12 protein-coding genes and 1 tRNA gene are annotated in these 16931 nt (G+C 74.5%); 2 read left to right on the plus strand and 11 right to left on the minus strand.

The genetic code is table 11. The features are described from left to right. Positions 1–11: 11 nt before the first annotated feature. Positions 12–1232, plus strand: coding sequence for a DNA glycosylase AlkZ-like family protein (locus tag IFT72_RS08540; RefSeq protein WP_192046139.1), 1221 nt, complete (start codon positions 12–14; stop codon positions 1230–1232). Between the two features lie 3 nt (positions 1233–1235). On the opposite strand, the gene IFT72_RS08545 is transcribed toward IFT72_RS08540, so the two are convergent. Next, the gene (locus tag IFT72_RS08545; RefSeq protein ID WP_192046140.1) at positions 1236–1817 is read right to left on the minus strand and encodes a LemA family protein; all 582 of its coding nucleotides are present in this window, start codon (positions 1815–1817) and stop codon (positions 1236–1238) included. 238 nt (positions 1818–2055) lie between these two features. On the opposite strand from IFT72_RS08545, the gene IFT72_RS08550 reads away from it, so the two are divergent. Continuing rightward, positions 2056–4335, plus strand: a complete 2280-nt coding sequence (locus IFT72_RS08550) for a hypothetical protein (protein WP_192046141.1) — start codon at positions 2056–2058, stop codon at positions 4333–4335. A 48-nt stretch (positions 4336–4383) separates the two neighbouring features. Here the strand turns inward: IFT72_RS08550 and IFT72_RS08555 are convergent. From IFT72_RS08555 to mfd, 10 genes are all read right to left on the minus strand, one after another. Next, positions 4384–4458 (minus strand) — tRNA-Leu (locus IFT72_RS08555). 119 nt (positions 4459–4577) lie between these two features. Then, positions 4578–6101: an FAD-dependent oxidoreductase gene (locus IFT72_RS08560; RefSeq protein ID WP_192046142.1), complete on the minus strand. Its 1524-nt coding sequence runs from the start codon at positions 6099–6101 to the stop codon at positions 4578–4580. A 39-nt stretch (positions 6102–6140) separates the two neighbouring features. Further along, complete coding sequence (locus IFT72_RS08565) at positions 6141–7394, minus strand: S8 family serine peptidase (RefSeq protein WP_255465495.1); 1254 nt, start codon at positions 7392–7394, stop codon at positions 6141–6143. A gap of 5 nt (positions 7395–7399) precedes the next feature. Next, complete coding sequence (locus IFT72_RS08570; protein WP_056056684.1) at positions 7400–7951, minus strand: DUF501 domain-containing protein; 552 nt, start codon at positions 7949–7951, stop codon at positions 7400–7402. Next, positions 7948–8487: a septum formation initiator family protein gene (locus IFT72_RS08575; RefSeq protein ID WP_056056685.1), complete on the minus strand. Its 540-nt coding sequence runs from the start codon at positions 8485–8487 to the stop codon at positions 7948–7950. The genes IFT72_RS08570 and IFT72_RS08575 overlap by 4 nt, the downstream gene beginning before the upstream one ends. Positions 8488–8580: 93 nt before the next feature. Further along, positions 8581–9861, minus strand: coding sequence for a phosphopyruvate hydratase (gene eno, locus IFT72_RS08580; protein WP_192046143.1), 1281 nt, complete (start codon positions 9859–9861; stop codon positions 8581–8583). A gap of 112 nt (positions 9862–9973) precedes the next feature. After that, positions 9974–11218, minus strand: a complete 1245-nt coding sequence (locus IFT72_RS08585) for a HisS family protein (RefSeq protein WP_192046144.1) — start codon at positions 11216–11218, stop codon at positions 9974–9976. A 288-nt stretch (positions 11219–11506) separates the two neighbouring features. Next, positions 11507–12097: a TetR/AcrR family transcriptional regulator gene (locus IFT72_RS08590; RefSeq protein ID WP_192046145.1), complete on the minus strand. Its 591-nt coding sequence runs from the start codon at positions 12095–12097 to the stop codon at positions 11507–11509. Positions 12098–12592: 495 nt separating this feature from the next. Then, complete coding sequence (locus tag IFT72_RS08595; RefSeq protein ID WP_192046146.1) at positions 12593–13270, minus strand: MazG nucleotide pyrophosphohydrolase domain-containing protein; 678 nt, start codon at positions 13268–13270, stop codon at positions 12593–12595. A gap of 7 nt (positions 13271–13277) precedes the next feature. Beyond that, complete coding sequence (gene mfd, locus IFT72_RS08600) at positions 13278–16892, minus strand: transcription-repair coupling factor (RefSeq protein ID WP_192046147.1); 3615 nt, start codon at positions 16890–16892, stop codon at positions 13278–13280. Between the last annotated feature and the right edge of the window lie 39 nt (positions 16893–16931).

Here is a 16931-nt window from a genome sequence, read left to right on the forward strand (position 1 = left end):
AGGGTCGCCCCGTGACCCGCGACGCCCTCTCCCCCGCCCAGGCCCGCCGCACGGCCCTCGCCGCGCAGGGCCTCGGCCGGCCCGTCGCCGAGGCGGCGGGCCCCCGGGCCGTCGGCGCCCGCCAGCTCCACGGCGTCGTCGACCGTCTCGGCCTGCTGCAGATCGACTCGGTGAACGTCTTCGAACGCAGCCACCACCTCCCCGTCTTCGCGCGTCTCGGCCACTACGACCGCGACAGGCTCGACGAGCTGCTGTTCGCCCCGCGCGGGCGGTACGTCGAGTACTGGGCGCACGAGGCCGCGCTGCTGCCCGTCGAGACCTGGCCGCTGATGCGCTGGCGCATGGACGACCACCGCGCCCGGGCAGAGGCCGACCCGGGGTCGTGGCTGTCGGCCAACGCCCGGACGGCCGCCTGGCTGCTCGACGAGCTGCGCGGCGAGGGGCCGCTGCCCGCGAGCCTCGTCGAGCACGACGCGAACCGGCGCACGGGGCCGTGGTGGGGCTGGAGCGACGTCAAGCGCGGGCTCGAGGCGCTCTTCCGCGTGGGGGCGCTCGTCAGCGCCGGGCGACGACGGTTCGAGCGGGTGTACGCGCTGCCCGAGCAGGTGCTGCCCGCCGAGCTCCTCGCCGTCGAGGTGGGGCGGGAGGAGGCCCACCGTCAGCTGCTCGCCCACGCGGCCCGCGCCTCCGGCGTGGCGACCACCGCCGACCTCGCCGACCACTGGCGCATGAAGACGGCCGACGTCGTGCCCGCCCTGCACGACCTGGCCGACCAGGGCGTCGTGACGCCGGTGGCGGTCCCGGGCTGGCCGCGGGGCGGCTGGCTGCACCGCGACGCGACCTTCCCCCGGCGGATCGCCGCCGACGCCCTGCTCTCGCCCTTCGACCCCGTGGTCTGGACGCGGCCCCGGGCGGAGCGCCTGTTCGGGTTCCGCTACCGGATCGAGATCTACACCCCGCAGGAGAAGAGGGTGCACGGCTACTACGTGCTGCCGGTGCTGCAGGGCGACCAGCTCGTCGCCCGCGTCGACCTGAAGAGCGACCGGCAGGCCCGCGTGCTGCGGGTCCAGGCCTCGTGGCGGGAGCGCGACCTGCCCGTCGACGTCGACCGGCTCGCAGCGCTGCTGGGCCGGGCGGCCCGCTGGCAGGGGCTCGAGCGGGTGGAGGTCGTCGACCGGGGAGACCTCGCGGCGGCGCTGCGGGGCGCCGTCGGGGCGGGCGACGTCAGCTAGGGGTCAGAACTGGACGCGCGGGGGCTCGGCGATGGTCGAGGGCTGCTCGACCTCGAAGAAGTCGCGCTGCGAGACGCCCAGGCGCGGGGCGAAGAGCCGCGCCGGGAAGCCGACGGCCTTCGCGTTCAGCTCGCGGACGCCGCCGTTGTAGGAGCGACGGGCGGCCTGGAGGCCGTCCTCGGTCTCGACGAGCTCGGACTGCAGCTGCAGGAACGACTGGCTCGCCTGCAGCTGCGGGAACGACTCGGAGACCGTGAAGGCCCCGCGGAGCGCGGTCTGCAGGTGCCCCTCGGCGGTCGACGCGGCAGCCGGGGTGCTCGCCTCGAGGGTCTCGACCCGAGCCCGCTCGACGTTCTCGAGCGCCTTGGTCTCGTGCGATGCGTAGCCCCTGACCTGCTCGACGATCGTCGGCACCAGCTCGGCCCGGCGGCGCATCTGGACGACGATGCCGTCCCACGCCTCGTCGACCCGGGTGCGGAGCGCCACGAGCGAGTGGTACGACGCCCAGGCCCAGATGCCCGCCAGGAGCAGGAGGAGGACGACGACGCCGACGGCGACGAGGATGCCGGTGAGGCCGGGTTGCATGACGGGTGACTCCTCCAGGTGCGTGGCGACCCGCGGCCGAGCGGGGGGCTCGGAGACGTCGTCGGGTCGGGGCTCGGTCCGGAGAACACTATAAATGCGCCCGACGGGGCCTCCACGTCGACTGGGCGTTCTCGGAGCGAACTCACGACATGCGTCGTCGACCGGCGAGGAGGAGCACACGGTCCTCCTCCGCGCAGCGGATTGACTTGTCCCCCGCGGCCGTGCTGAATGGGTCTCAGTGATCGACCTCCTGCCCTCCGCCGCCCCGCGACGCCCGGCCCCGACCGGCCGCCCCGCGGGCCTCCGGCACGCCCCGGCGCAGGGCAGGGCCCGGGCGTCCGTCACCGTGGTCCTCGCGACCGTCCTGGGCCTCGCGCTGCTGCTCGCCGGGCCGTCCGCACCCGGCTGGGCGGCGGCGAGCCCGACCCCGTCGCCGGCGCCGCCCTCCCTCGGCGCCCCGCCCACGACTCCCCCGCCCACCGCCGAGCCCGTCGCGCCGACCATCGGCCCGGTGAGCGACAGCGCGACGGGCACGGTGCTCGTCAGCGGCACCGCGACCCCCGGCGCGCGCGTCAAGGTCTCGGTCAGCGGCTCGGGCACGTTCCGCACCCTCTGCGACGCGGTGACGGCCGACGCCGAGGGGGCCTGGTCGTGCTCCGGGCCGGTGCCCACCGGCGCGGGCTGGACGGCGACGGCCCGTGACCTCGACCAGCCGAGCACGCCCGACGTCGACTCGGGCCCGTTCTCGGTGCTGACCCCGCCGACCGTCCGCGGCGGCCTCCTCGTGGGCGGCAAGCTCTCCGGCACGGCCGCGCCCGGCGCCACGGTGACCGTCACGGCCAACGGCGGCGCCCGCGCCACGGCGACCGCCGGCGGCGACGGGTCGTGGACGACGACGCTGCCCGCCTCCTCCTTCCCCTCCGGCTCGTACACGGTGACCGCGACGCAGTCGTCGCCCTCCGTGCCCGACGTGCCCAGCTCCGGCGCCTCGAGCGCCGTCTCGGTGCGGGTCGACCGCGACGCGCCCGCCGCTCCGCGCCTCACCTCGCCGACGGCCGGGCAGCGGATCGCCGCGCAGCCCGTGACGGTCACCGGGAGCGGCGAGGCCGGAGCCCTCGCGACCGTCTACGTCGACAGCTCGCCCGTCTGCCAGGTCGTCGTCGGCGACGGCCCGTGGTCGTGCAGCACCGCCGGCTCCGACCTCCCCCTCGGCTCGCACGTCGTCCAGGCCGCCCTCGTCGACCCGGCGGGCAACTACGGGCCCCCCTCGGCCGGCGTCACGGTGACCGTGGTCGACCCCGCCTCCGCCGTCGCGCCTCCCGTCGTGGGCCCGACGCCGCGACCCGGTGCCACGCCCGCCCCCACCGCCTCCCCGTCGCCCTCAGGCCCGTCGACGTCGGCCGCGCCGGTCGCCCCCGGGTCGCCCGACGGCGACGGCGGACCTCCGACCGACGACGCCGCAGGAGGCGCGGGGGGCGCCCCCGGCACCGGTGACGGCCCCCGGGGCACCTGGGCCACCGCCACCTCGTTCGGGGAGCACCTGCCGACGCTCGGCCAGACCCTCGGCGGGCCGGCCTGGGCGCTCGCCGGCGGGCTGGCGCTGCTGTTCCTCCTGCTCGTGGCCGCGCCGGCCCGCCTCGCGGCCGCGTCGCTGCGCGGGCGACAGCGACGGCGCCGCGCCTCGCTGACCGGCCGCAACCGCGGCGTCGAGCTGCCCACGTCGTTCAGCGCGGCCACGGTCAGCCCGTGGCTGCCGGTCGCCCTGGCCCTCGTGGCGGGCGCCGCCGTCACGGCCGTCGCCGCCGGGGTCGACGACGAGCTGCAGTACGCCCGCCTGGCGCTGGGAATCGTGATCGGGCTCGTCGTGATCAACGGGCTGGGCGTGGCGCTGCCCGCCCTGCTCGTCGCGCGGGCCCGCGGCCTGGCCCTCCGCGTGCGGATGTCACCGCGCCTCCTGCTGGCGGCCGTCGTCGCGTGCGCGGCCACGCGGGCCCTCTCGCTCGACCCGCCGCTCGTGCTGGGGGTGCTGCTCACGGGCGCCCTCGTCGCCGTGCCGTCGTCGTCCGGGCGACACCGCGGCGCGGAGGCTGCGCGCGAGCCCGACTCCCGTGACGTCGGCGTCGCGGCGGCCGCGCAGCTCGGGGCCCTCGTCGTGCTCGGCGGGGCGGCGTGGGTGCTCCACGGCGTCGTGCCCGGGGCCGCGGCCGGGGCCGGCGCGGGCGCTGAGCTCGCCCGCGAGACGCTGGCGACCGTGTGCCTGGCCGGGCTCGGCTCGCTCGTCGTCTCGCTCGTGCCGCTCGGCGGCCTGCCGGGGCGACGGGTCTGGGCCTGGTCGCGCGGCGCCTACGTCGGGCTCGTCGTGGTCGGCGTGAGCGTCGCCGCGGTGGTCTTCGTCGGGGCGCCGACGGCGGCGTTCCCGGTCGTGCCGCTCGTGGCGGCCAGCGCGGTCGTGGCGCTCGGGGCGGTCGCGGCCTGGCTCTGGCTGCGCGTGGTCGAGCCCGCGGGCCGCGAGGCCTGAGCCGCGCCCGTCGCCCGCGTCGGCCGCGTCGCCCTGACGGCGTGACCGTGCCCCCGCAGGGATTCGAACCCTGACTTGGACGATTTTAAGTCGCCTGCCTCTGACCAGTTGGGCTACGAGGGCCTCCCCCGAGCCTACGAGACGGCGGCGGCGGCCGTCGCACGGACACGACGACGCCCGCCGTGCTGACGAGCAGCAGGGCGGGCGTCGTGGTCGGCCGCTCGAGGCGGCCGGTGCCGTGACTACTCGGCGGCGGGCACCGCGTCGGTGCCGGCGACGTCGGTCGACGCTCCGGTGCCGCGGGCCGAGCCGCTGGCCGTGGCCCCGACCTTCTCGCCCTCGGCGGGCGCGCTGCCGTCGGCGTCGACCGGGTTCGCGTAGGCGGGGCCGGGCTCGCCGGCGGCCTTGCCGATCTCGGGCGCGGGTGCGGCGGCGGGCGCGTCGGCGGCCGGCTTCGGGCGCGACGCGAACGCCTCGAACGCGGCACGGGGGCGCTCACGGTCGTCGAGCGAGACGATGTCGCGGCCGAGCCAGAAGTTGTTCCACCAGCCGGTGACGACGCGGAACTTGCGCTCGAAGGAGGGCATCGCCATGCCGTGGTAGCCGCGGTGCGCGGCCCAGGCCGGGAAGCCCTTCAGCACGAACTTGCCGCTCTGGAAGACGCCGGTGCCGAGGCCCAGGCCCGCGACGGCGCCGAGGTTCTCGTGCACGTAGTCGACGGGCTCCTCGCCGCGGAGCACGGCGGTGATGTTCTTGGCGAGCTGCTTGCCCATGCGGACGGCGTGCTGGGCGTTCGGCACGCAGAAGCCGCCGACGCCCTTGCCCGTGAGGTCGGGCGTCGCCGCGACGTCGCCGCAGGCCCAGGCGCCGGGCACGACGGTCTCGCCGTCGACGACGCGGAGGTCGGCCTGCACCGTGATGCGGCCGCGCTGCTCGAGGGGGAAGTCGGTGGAGCGCACCATCGGGTTGGCCATGACCCCGGCCGTCCAGACGATGAGGTCCGACTCGAACGACTCGCCGGTCGACAGCTCGATCTTGCCGCCGACGGCCGACTGCAGCTGCGTGTCGAGGTGCACCGTGGCGGCGCGCTCGGCGAGGTTCTTCAGCACCCAGTGGCTCGTCTCGAGCGACACCTCGGGCATGATGCGGCCCATCGCCTCGACGAGGTGGAAGTGGGTGTCGTCGATGGTGAGGGTCGGGTACTTCTTCAGCAGGTCGCTGGCGAAGCTGCGCAGCTCGGCGAAGATCTCGATGCCGGCGAAGCCGCCGCCGACGACCGTGACCGTCAGCAGGCGGTCGCGCAGCGGGCCGGCGGGCAGGTCGGCCGCCTTCGCGAAGTTGGTGAGGAGCTTGTCGCGGATCGCCGCGGCCTCCTCGATGGTCTTGAGGCCGATGGCCTCGTCGGCCACGCCCGGGATGGGGAAGGTGCGCGACACGGCGCCGGCCGTCATGACGATCTGGTCGTACTGCATCGTCCACGCGTCGCCGACGGACGGGGTGATCGTCGCGGTCTTCGTGGCGTGGTCGACCGCGGTCACCTTGGCGGTGACGACCCTCGTCTTCTTGAGGTGGCGGCGGAGCGAGACCACGGCGTGACGGGGCTCGATCGAGCCGGCCGCGACCTCGGGGAGGAAGGGCTGGTACGTCATGTAGGGCAGCGGGTCGACGACCGTCACCGACGCCTCCCCCTGACGGAGGTGCTTCTCGAGCTTCCAGGCGGTGTAGAAGCCGGCGTAGCCGCCGCCGACGATCAGGATTTCAGGCACGGTGAAGGCTCTCCTCGTTGTGGGGTGTCGGAGGAGACTTTACTCCTGCCGACGGCCCCGCCCGTACTGCCGGGCGGCGCCGACCCCGACGAGCACCAGGGCCCCGCCGAAGACCGCGAAGACGATGAGCGGGACGCCCGTCGACCGCATCGTCTCGACCGTGGGCAGCAGGGCCGACAGCCGCTCGCCGTCGGGGGTCTCGGGGGTGGGCACCGGCGCCGGCTCGACGGGCACGGCCGACGAGCTGCCGTCGGGCACGACCTCGTCGGCGCGGCGGTGCACGCGGATCCACTCCGAGAGGTCGCCCATCGGGTTCGCCTCGACGTGCGGCACGTCACGGGTGACGGCCGCCGCCGCGTCGACGAGCCCGTAGCCGTAGAGGGGGTCGGGCTGGCTCGCGCCGCGCGGCTCGGCCGTCGCGACCACGCGGTTGATGACGTCGTCGGCGTCGAGCTCGGGGTGGGCGGCCCGCACGAGGGCGACGATCCCCGCGACGAGGGGCGTGGCCCCGCTCGAGCCGTTCCAGCTGTAGTGGACGTCGTCGGGGCCGACCCCGACGAGCTTCTCGCTCGGCGCGGCGACCCCGATGGTGATGCCCTGGCTCGACGCGTCGAAGCTCGCCGTGCCCGAGCGGTCGACGCCCGCGACGGTCAGCACGCCGGGCATGGTCGCCGGCGCGCCCACCTCGGTCGTGCCGCTGCCGCGGTTGCCGGCGGCGGCCACCACGACCACGTCGTGCTCCATCGCGTAGAGGAACGCGTCGTCCCAGCTGGTCGGCCAGTCGAGCGTGTTGCGGGTGAGCGACATGTTGATGACGTCGGCGCCGTGGTCGACCGACCAGCGGACCGCGTCGGCGATCTGGGTGTCGGAGTCGACGGCGCCGGTGCCGAAGCCGACCGAGACCGACAGCAGGCTCGCCTCGGGCGCGACGCCGACGACGCCGTCGCCGCTGCCGGTGCCTCGGCCCGCGAGCATCGAGCCGACGAGGGTGCCGTGCGCCGGGTCGTCCGTCCCGACCGGGGTCTGACCGTCGGGGCTGCCCTGGCCGCTGACGTCCGTGCCCCCGACGACGGCGCCCTGGAGCTCGCGCACCGACCCGTCGACGCCGGTGTCGATGACCGCCACCGTGACTCCTGCGCCCCGGGTGGTCTGCCAGGCCTGCTCGATGCCGTAGTCGGCGAGCCAGTACTGCTGGTCGCGGATCGCGTCGGCACGCGCCGAGGCCGCGGGCAGCACGACGAGGGCGGCCGCGGCGACGACCGCCGCGACGCTGACGCCCCCTCGCCGCCGCACGGCGGTCAGGCTGCGCCGTCGGAGGCGGTGGTCGCCGGGGCGGACTCGTCGAGCCAGTCGGGGCAGCGGCAGACGTCGGGGCTCCACGACGCACGCTCGAGCGCGAGGTCGCCGATCGGGTTGACCCCGGGGCCCGCCGCGAGGGCGTGGCCGACGAGGGCGTGCAGGCACTTGACGCGCTCGGGCATGCCCCCCGCCGTGACGTGCGCGATCTCGGCGACGTGCTCGATGCCCTCGCGGTCGGCGAGGTAGGCGTCGTGGGCGGCGTGGTACTGCTCGCGCACCTGCTCGTCGCCGGCCAGCAGCTCGGTCATCTCGGTCATCACGCCGGTGGCCTCGAGGGTCGAGACCGCCGCCGTCGCCCCCGGGTGGCACAGGTAGTAGAGCGTCGGGAAGGGCGTGCCGTCGCCGAGGCGCGGCTTCGTCGCGACGACGGTGGGCGCCCCGCAGACGCAGCGCGCGGGGATGCCCACGACGTCGCGGGCGGGGCGGCCCAGCTGCGCCGTGACGATGCGCACGTCGTCGTCGGTGACCGGGTCGAAGGGAGGGGTCGTCACGGGGTGCCGCCTGTCGAGGTGGAGGACGGCACGGTCGCGCCGCCGAGGTCGGGCGCGACCAGCTCGGTCGCGGGGGCGTCGCTGAGGCCGGCGTCGAGCACGGACGAGGTCATGGCCGCCACCCAGTCGACCTGGGGGGTCTGCAGCGAGTCGCTGATCGGGGCGGGCTGCGAGGGCTCGGCGCCGGCCGACTCGCCCATGACGAGGTAGCTGTACTCGCCCGGGTAGACGTAGAGCAGGCGGTCGCGGGCCTGGGCCTCGATGTAGGCCGGGTCGCTCCAGCGCGCGACGTCGCCCTGCAGGTCGTCGACGTCGGCCTGCTGGTCGCGGACCTCCTGCTCGAGGGCGGCGATCTGCTGCTGCTGCTGGATGAGCGTGCGGAGCGACGGCGCGAGGATGACGACGAAGAGCACGAGGATGACGAGCATCACGAGGCTGAAGCCCGACGAGCGGATGTTGCGGAGCCAGGCGCCCGCGGCCGAGTCGGCGGCCGGGAGGCTCACCGGCACGCGGCGGTTCGGGGTCTCACGAGGCATGTGTCGAGGGTAGACGACGCACCCGGGCGCCGGGTCACGGAACGCCGAGAGGCCCGCCCCCGGGCGGGGACGGGCCTCTCGGCGGGGCGCTGGCTAGGCCTGGAAGCGCGGGAACGCCGAGTAGCCGGCGTAGACCGCGGCCTCGCCGAGCTCCTCCTCGATGCGGAGCAGCTGGTTGTACTTCGCCACGCGCTCGCTGCGGGCCGGGGCGCCGGTCTTGATCTGGCCGGCGTCGGTCGCGACGGCGAGGTCGGCGATCGTGGTGTCTTCCGTCTCGCCGGAGCGGTGCGACAGCACGGTGGTGTAGCCGCTGCGCTGGGCGAGCGAGACCGCGTCGAGCGACTCGGTCAGGGTGCCGATCTGGTTCACCTTGACGAGGATCGAGTTCGCGGCGCCGGTCTGGATGCCCTTGGCGAGGCGGGTCGGGTTGGTGACGAAGAGGTCGTCGCCGACGATCTGCGTCTTGCGGCCGATCTCGCTCGTGAGGTGCGCCCAGCCCTCCCAGTCGTCCTCGTCGAGGGGGTCCTCGATGGAGACGAGCGGGTACGAGGCGACGAGGTCGGCGTAGTACGAGGCGAGGAAGGCCGAGTCGCGCGACTGCCCCTCGAACGTGTACGAGCCGTCGGAGAAGAACTCGCTCGAGGCGACGTCGAGGCCCAGCGCGATGTCTTTCCCGGGGGTGAAGCCGGCCGTGGTGATGGCCTCGACCAGCAGGTCGAGCGCGGCGCGGTTGCTCTCGAGGTTCGGCGCGAAGCCGCCCTCGTCGCCGAGGCCGGTCGAGAGGCCGGCGGCCTTCAGCTGGCTCTTCAGCGCGTGGTAGGTCTCGGCGCCCCAGCGGACGGCCTCGCCGAAGGTCGACGCGCCGATCGGCAGGATCATGAACTCCTGGATGTCGACGTTGCTGTCGGCGTGCGAGCCGCCGTTGATGACGTTCATCATCGGCACGGGCAGCGTGTGGGCGTTCGGGCCGCCGAGGTAGCGGAAGAGCGGCAGGTCGGCCGAGTCGGCGGCGGCGCGGGCCACGGCCAGCGAGACGCCGAGGATGGCGTTGGCGCCGAGGCGCGACTTGTTCTCGGTGCCGTCGAGCTCGATCATCGCCGCGTCGATCAGGCGCTGGTCGGTGGCGTCGAGGCCCTCGACCTCCGGGCCGATCTCGTCGATGACGGCCGCGACGGCCTTCAGCACGCCCTTGCCGAGGTAGCGGCTGTCGTCGCCGTCGCGGAGCTCGTAGGCCTCGAAGGCCCCGGTGGATGCGCCCGAGGGGACGGCCGCGCGCGACACGGTCCCGTCGTCGAGCAGGACCTCGACCTCGACGGTCGGGTTGCCCCGCGAGTCGAGGATTTCGCGGGCGCCTACGGCGTCGATTGCTGCCACGGAGAACTCCTTAGTGTGTCGTCAGGTCGTCGGGGCCTGGGCCCCCCCGCCTAGCCTAGCCGCGCCTCCGACCGGCGACGCGGGTGTTCAGCGGACGTTCGCCCGCCGTCGGTCAGCCGATCGGGCGGATCTGCAGCTCGTCGACGGACTCGCCCCCGCGCACGGAGGTGAACCGCCCGAAGCCGGCGGCCGCGAGCGCGGCGAGCTGGCCCCTGGCGTTCTTCGCACGGCGCTCGAGCCGCACCCGGCCCTCGCCGCCGGCGAGCAGCGCCCGCTGCAGGGCGACCAGCTCGGCCGGCGGCACCGTCTTGTCGTGCAGCACGGCCAGGCCGTCGTCGTCGGCCCCGTCGAGCTCGACGAGGTCGACGATGCGCTCGAAGCCGAGCGAGAAGCCCGCGGCCGGCACGTCGGTGCCGAGGAACCGGCCGATCATCCCGTCGTAGCGACCGCCGCCGCCCAGCGAGTAGCTGAAGTCGGGGTGCGCCACCTCGAAGATGGTGCCGGTGTAGTAGCCCATGCCCCGCACCAGCGTCGGGTCGAGCACGAGGGTCGCGCCCGGCAGCGCGTCGCGGAGGGCCACGAGGTCGGCTGCGGCCTCGGCGTCGAGCCAGGCGGGAGGCGCGGAGCCGGTGATCGAGTCGAAGGTCGCCTCGCCGAGCTGGTGCAGCTGCGCCGCGAGGTCGTCGCCGCCGACGCCGAGCTCGCGCAGCTGCGTCGCCACGCCCTCGACGCCGATCTTGTCGAGCTTGTCGATCTCGATCAGCGCCCGGTCGGTCAGCTCGGGGGTGACGCCCCAGTGGGCGAGCACGCCGAGCAGCACGCGGCGGTCGTTGACGCGGATGGTCGTGCCCCGGAGCCCGAGGGCGTCGAGCACGTCGGTCGTGGCCGAGATCAGCTCGACCTCGGCCTGCTGCCCGGGCTCGCCGAGGATGTCGATGTCGCATTGGACGAACTGGCGGTAGCGGCCCTTCTGCGGCCGCTCGGCCCGCCAGACGGGAGCGATCTGCACCGAGCGGAAGACGGTCGGCAGCTCGGCCCGGTGCGACGCGTAGAACCGGGCCAGGGGCACGGTGAGGTCGAAGCGCAGCCCGAGGTCGGCGAGCTCGAGCGGCGACCCGACGGCGCGGACGGCGTCGAGGTCGAGCCCGCGGCGCAGCACCGCGAAGACCTGCTTCTCGTTGTCGCCGCCGAGGCCGGACCAGAGGAACTCGGCGCCCTCGACGACCGGGGTCTCGATCTCGTCGAAGCCCCGCGAGCGGTAGACGTCGCGCACGGTGGCCAGCACGCGTTCGCGGCGGCGCTTCTCGGCGGGCAGGAAGTCTCGCATCCCGCGCGGCGGGGTCACGTGTGAGGGCATCGCACCATCATCCCAGAGGGCAGCCCCGGGAGGCGCGCGTCGAGCTCCGCAGGATTGCGCGTCATGTGACATGTCGGCTATGGTCGACGCAGGTCGTCGGCGCGAATCGGGTTGCGCACCGGCGACCGACCCCGGCGCCCTCCCTTCCCTGCGGTGAGGGCTCCACGACGGGCCAGGCGCCTCGCGCCTGGCCCGTTCATCAGCGCGGGGCGGGGCGGCTCCGCCCTGGGCCGGCCGCGACGTGACCGCCCGTCACGCGACCGCTCCGGGCTGGACTCCGGCGTGCGGTCACGGCGTGGAGGCGAGCTGCGGCGCGCGGGCCACGAGGTCGTCGACGACGCGGGTGGCCGCGGTCGTGAGCGGGCGCACCTCCGCCGTGACGAGGGAGTCGTGCTGGAGGCCTCGGAGGGCGTCGACGGCGACCCGCGCCTCCGGCCCGGCCACCGCCTCCGGCACGCCCTGCGCCACCAGCCAGCGCGCGACGAAGTCGTGCCAGCGGGCGACCTCGCCCCGGGCCGGGCCCTGCTCGCCGGCGACGACCTCGAGCAGGGCCGCCTCGGTCTCGAGGCGCAGCAGGTCGCGGCCGCGCTCGCTGGTCGAGTCGACCCAGGCGTCGAGCAGATGCGACCGGAGCGCCCGGCCGTCCAGGGCGGTCGGGTCGACCGCCAGCGCGGCGTCGTGCCGCGCGACGACTCCGCGCACGATCTCGGCGACGAGCTCGGCGCGGTTGCCGAAGTGGTAGACGAAGACGTACGTGCTCACGCCGAGCGCGTCGGCGAGGGTACGGAACGACACCGTGGCGATCGACCGGCTGCGGAGGTGCTCGATGATCTGCGCGAGCAGCTCGGGCTTGCGGGTCGGGTCGGGTCTGCGAGGCACGGGAGCCCCTCCTCTGCGAGGGCGAGCAGCCCGGCCCTGCGCCGGGTCGTCGGCCCGGTCGCACGATAACAGACGGCCACCGCGACCCCCGGGCGCCCCCGACGACACCGGCGGGCGGACACGCCGGGGTCGACGAGCAGCGTCGACGACCACCGGCGACCGCCGACCACATGACACATCAGGGTTCCGTCTTTGACATGTCAGCACTCCACCCGGTACATTCGACACAGTGCCGCACGACGCGTCGCGGGTGATCCCCCTCGACGCAGTGCGGCGCCGACGTGCCCCTCGCCCGCGCGGCTGGTCCTCGACCGCCGTGTGGCCGGGCACGTGGGGGCGCCCGCCGTTCGGGTCGGTCGGGTGCCCTGTGCCGGGGTGTCCGCCGTTCGGGTCGGTCGGACCCCCGGCCCTCTCCCCCGGGCCTCTCCCCCGTGCCCTGTCCGTCCACGACGGCGACATCGTGGCGGGGCCCGTCCGCGCCCGGCCGGGGACGCGCTACGGCCGCGGAGCCTCGCCAGACCGCAGCTGCTGCTCCCGCTCGCGGACGGCTCGCCGGAGCGCCCGCTCGGCGTCCAGCCCCTCCGCGGTCGCCGCGTCGACGCGGGCGAGGAGCTCGCGCCCCCAGGAGAGCTCGACGTCGGGCTCGTCGTCGACGAGGGCGGCGGGCGGCGTGACATGACCGGCCGACCGGCGCCGCGACTCCACCTTCTGTGCCCTCGCGAGGGCGGGCAGGCCGAGGGGCACGCCGTCGTAGGCGCTGCGGCGGTCGGCTTTCTCCCGGGCCTTGGCGGCGGACCAGAGCCGGACGATGTCGTCGACGTCGGCGGCCTCGTCGCCGGCGAAGACGTGGGGGTGCCGACGCACGGTCTTCGCGGCGACGTCGCGGACGACGTCGGCCAGGTCGAAGCCCTCCGCCGGCGCCCTCGCCGCGATCGCAGCGTGGAGCACGACCTGGTACAGCACGTCGCCGAGCTCCTCCCGGCGGTCGGCCGGGGTGCCCGACTCGATGGCCTCGACGAGCTCCGACGACTCCTCGATCAGGTAGGTGACGAGGCTGTCGGGGGTCTGAGCGCGGTTCCACTCGCAGCCGCCCTCGTCGGCCAGCAGCGCCTCGACCACGCGGACGAGAGCCGCGAGCTCGGCGCCCGCGCGGCCGTCGACGCCGTCCGTCACGGTCGGCTCAGCTCGCCGCGGCGGAGCTGTCGGCGGACGGGCGCGGCGCCTCGGCGCCGTAGATCGACGACATGAGCTGCTCGACCCAGGTGATCAGCTCGCCGTCGGGCAGGGCTTCGCCGTGCTTCCGCGGCAGGGGGACGCTCACGGAGCGCGTCTGGCCGAACCAGCGCGACCCCGGGTACATGCGCTGCAGGCGCACCTGCATGCTGTCGGGCAGGTCGAGGCCGGCGACCCGGAGGTTGCTGCCCATGACGACGACCTCGCTGAGCCCCGCCTTCTGGGCGGCACGGCGGAGGCGCGACACCTCGATGAGCGCGAGCACGGACGCCGGCGGGGCGCCGTAGCGGTCGGTGAGCTCCTCGAGGACGGCGTCGATCTGCTCGTCGGTCGAGGTGGGCGAGCTGGCGGTCGAGAGCTTCTGGTACGCCTCGAGCCGGAGGCGCTCGCTCTCGACGTACTCCTCGGGGATGTGGGCGTCGACGGGCAGCTCGAGCCGCAGCTCGGTCTGGCCCTCGGCGACCTCGCCGCGGAAGGCGCCGACGGCCTCGCCGATCATGCGGAGGTAGAGGTCGAAGCCGACGCCGGCGATGTGCCCGGACTGCTCGCCGCCGAGCAGGTTGCCCGCCCCGCGGATCTCGAGGTCTTTCAGGGCCACCTGCATGCCCGCGCCGAGCTCGTTGTTCGCCGCGATGGTCTCGAGGCGGTCCTGGGCGGTCTCGCTGAGCGGCTTCTCGGCGTCGTAGAGGAAGTACGCGTAGCCGCGCTCGCGGCCCCGGCCGACGCGGCCGCGCAGCTGGTGCAGCTGGCTGAGGCCGTACTTGTCGGCCCGGTCGATGATGAGCGTGTTCGCGTTGGCGATGTCGAGCCCGGTCTCGATGATGGTGGTCGAGACGAGCACGTCGAACTTGCGCTCCCAGAAGTCGACCATCACCTGCTCGAGGGTCGACTCGGCCATCTGCCCGTGCGCGACGGCGACCCGCGCCTCCGGCACGAGCTCGGCGATCTGCGCGGCGACGCGGTTGATGCTCGAGACGCGGTTGTGGACGTAGAAGACCTGGCCCTCGCGGAGCAGCTCGCGGCGGATGGCGGCGGCCTTCTGCCGCTCGCTCTCGGGGCCGACGAAGGTGAGGATGGGGTGGCGGTCCTCCGGCGGGGTCGCGAGGGTCGACATCTCACGGATGCCGGTGACGGCCATCTCGAGCGATCGCGGGATCGGCGTCGCCGACATCGCGAGGATGTCGACGTTCGTCTTGAGCTTCTTCAGCGCGTCCTTGTGCTCGACGCCGAACCGCTGCTCCTCGTCGATGATGACGAGCCCCACGTCTTTGTAGACGATGCTCTCGCTGAGGAGGCGGTGGGTGCCGATGACCATGTCGACGGTGCCGTCGCCGAGGCCCGCGATCGTCTCGCGGCTCTCCTTCGCCGACTGGAAGCGGCTGAGGCTGCGCAGGTGCACGGGGAAGCCGGCGAACCGGTCGGCGAAGGTGTCGAAGTGCTGCTTGACGAGCAGCGTCGTCGGCACGAGCATGACGACCTGCTTGCCGTCCTGGATCGCCTTGAACGCGGCGCGCACGGCGACCTCGGTCTTGCCGTAGCCGACGTCGCCGGAGAGCAGGCGGTCCATCGGGATGGGCCGCTCCATGTCGGCCTTGATCTCGTCGATGGTCGTCAGCTGGTCGGGCGTCTCGGCGAAGGGGAAGGCCTCCTCCAGCTCGCGCTGCCACGGGGTGTCGGGCGGGAACGCGTGGCCCTTCGACGCCATGCGGGCGGAGTACAGCTTCACGAGCTCGACCGCGATGTCGCGGACGGCGCGACGGGCCTTGCTCTTGGCGCTGGCCCAGTCGCTGCCGCCCATCTTGCTGAGCGTGGGGGCCTCCCCGCCGACGTAGCGGCTGAGCAGGTCGAGCTGGTCGGTGGGCACGTAGAGCTTGTCGCCCGGGTAGCCGCGCTTCGACGGCGCGTACTCGAGCACGAGGTACTCGCGGCTGTTCTTCACGGCGTTCTTGCCGCCGGTGCTGACCTCGCGGCTGGTGAGCTCGAGGAACTTGCCGATGCCGTGCGTCTGGTGCACGACGACGTCGCCGGGCTTGAGCTGCAGGGGGTCGACGACGGCCTTGCGGCGGCTGGCGAGCTTCTTCACCTGCCGGGAGTCGTAGTTCGCCGAGCGGCCGTAGAAGTCGCTCTCGCCGAGCACGGCGACCTTGGCCTCGGCCAGCTCGAAGCCGGCCTCGACCCCGCCGGCGACGAGCAGGGCGACGCCCGGCTCGAGCTCGTCGGGCAGGTCGTCGAGCAGGCGAGCGGCCACGGCGCGCTCGCCGAGCACGTCGCGGGCCCGCTCGACGAGGCCGACGCCCCGCGAGGTCACCACGACGCTCCACCCGTCGCGGAGGCGCTGCACCACATGGTCGACGGCGCCCTCGGCGTGGCCGCTGAAGCTCGGCACGCTCTCGGCCTCGACGCGCACGTAGTCGCCGGCCGACGCGGCGGCGTCCTCGTCGCTGAGCACCTCGCCGGTGTCGAAGGAGCTCATCGTGAACCAGGTGCGGTCGCCCGCCGACTCGCGGAGCTGGCGGAGGGTGATGAAGTCGCCCGCGTCGAGGTCGATGGGCGCCTCGGCGCCGGCGGTCGCGGCGTTCCACGCCGCGGAGAGGAACTCGCGGTTCGTCTCGGCGAGGCTCTGGGCACGGGAGTTCACGCGCTCGGGCGACAGCACGGCGACGGAGGCGCCCGCCGGCAGGTAGTGCGTGAGCGGCACGAGGCCGTGGACGAGGGCGGGCGCGAGCGACTCCATGCCCTCGACGGGGATGCCCTCGGAGATCTTGGCGAGCATCTGCGCGAGGCTCGGGAACTCGTGCTGCATCTCGCGCGCCCGCTGCCGCACGTCGTCGGTGAGCAGCATCTCGCGGCTCGGCGGCAGCTCGACGCCGGCCACGTCGCCGTCGAGGCTGCGCTGGTCGGCGACCGAGAAGCGGCGGATCTGGTCGACCTCGTCGCCGAAGAAGTCGACGCGGACGGGGTGCTCGGCGGTGGGCGGGAACACGTCGAGGATGCCGCCGCGGACGGCGAACTCACCGCGACGGGTGACCATGTCGACCCGGGCGTAGGCGAGGCCGACGAGGGACTGCGAGATGGCGGTCAGGTCGTGCCCGCGGGAGCCCACGGTCAGCTCGACCTGGTCGATGTCGGCGAGGTTGTCGGCCAGGGGCTGGAGGGCGGCGCGGACGCCGGCCACGACGACGATCGGGCGCACGGCGTCGGTCGCCGCGTCGGCCTCGGCCGACCAGGCAGCGAGGCGCCGGAGCGCGTGGATGCGCTTGCCGACGGTCTCGGCACCGGGGCTGAGGCGCTCGTGCGGCAGGGTCTCCCACGCGGGGAACTCGATGACCTCGGCGTCGGGCAGGTAGCTCGCGAGGGAGCCGCGCACGGCCTCCGACTCGCGGCCGGTCGCCGTGACGACCAGCATCGCCTGAGGACCCTCGCGGCGGGCCAGGAGGCCCGCGACGAGGGGGACGCGCAGACCGTCGACCAGGCTGTAGTCGGTGCTGCGACCGGCCCGGTCGAGGGCAGCGGAGAACGTGGAGGCGCGCGACAGCGCCGAGATCAAGCCCGCGAGTATCACCCGGCAAGGCTACTCGGCACGACCGACAGACAGCCCGCG

The sequence above is a fragment of the Frigoribacterium sp. CFBP 8754 genome (assembly GCF_014841815.1).
Lineage (GTDB): Bacteria > Actinomycetota > Actinomycetes > Actinomycetales > Microbacteriaceae > Frigoribacterium > Frigoribacterium endophyticum.

What these genes read in the sequence shown, in the direction of transcription:
- IFT72_RS08545 (WP_192046140.1), bottom strand. Translation starts at nt 1,817, where the DNA reads ATGCAACCCGGCCTCACCGGCATCCTCGTCGCCGTCGGCGTCGTCGTC.
- IFT72_RS08585 (WP_192046144.1), bottom strand. Translation starts at nt 11,218, where the DNA reads ATGCCCTCACACGTGACCCCGCCGCGCGGGATGCGAGACTTCCTGCCC.
- IFT72_RS08575 (WP_056056685.1), bottom strand. Translation starts at nt 8,487, where the DNA reads ATGCCTCGTGAGACCCCGAACCGCCGCGTGCCGGTGAGCCTCCCGGCC.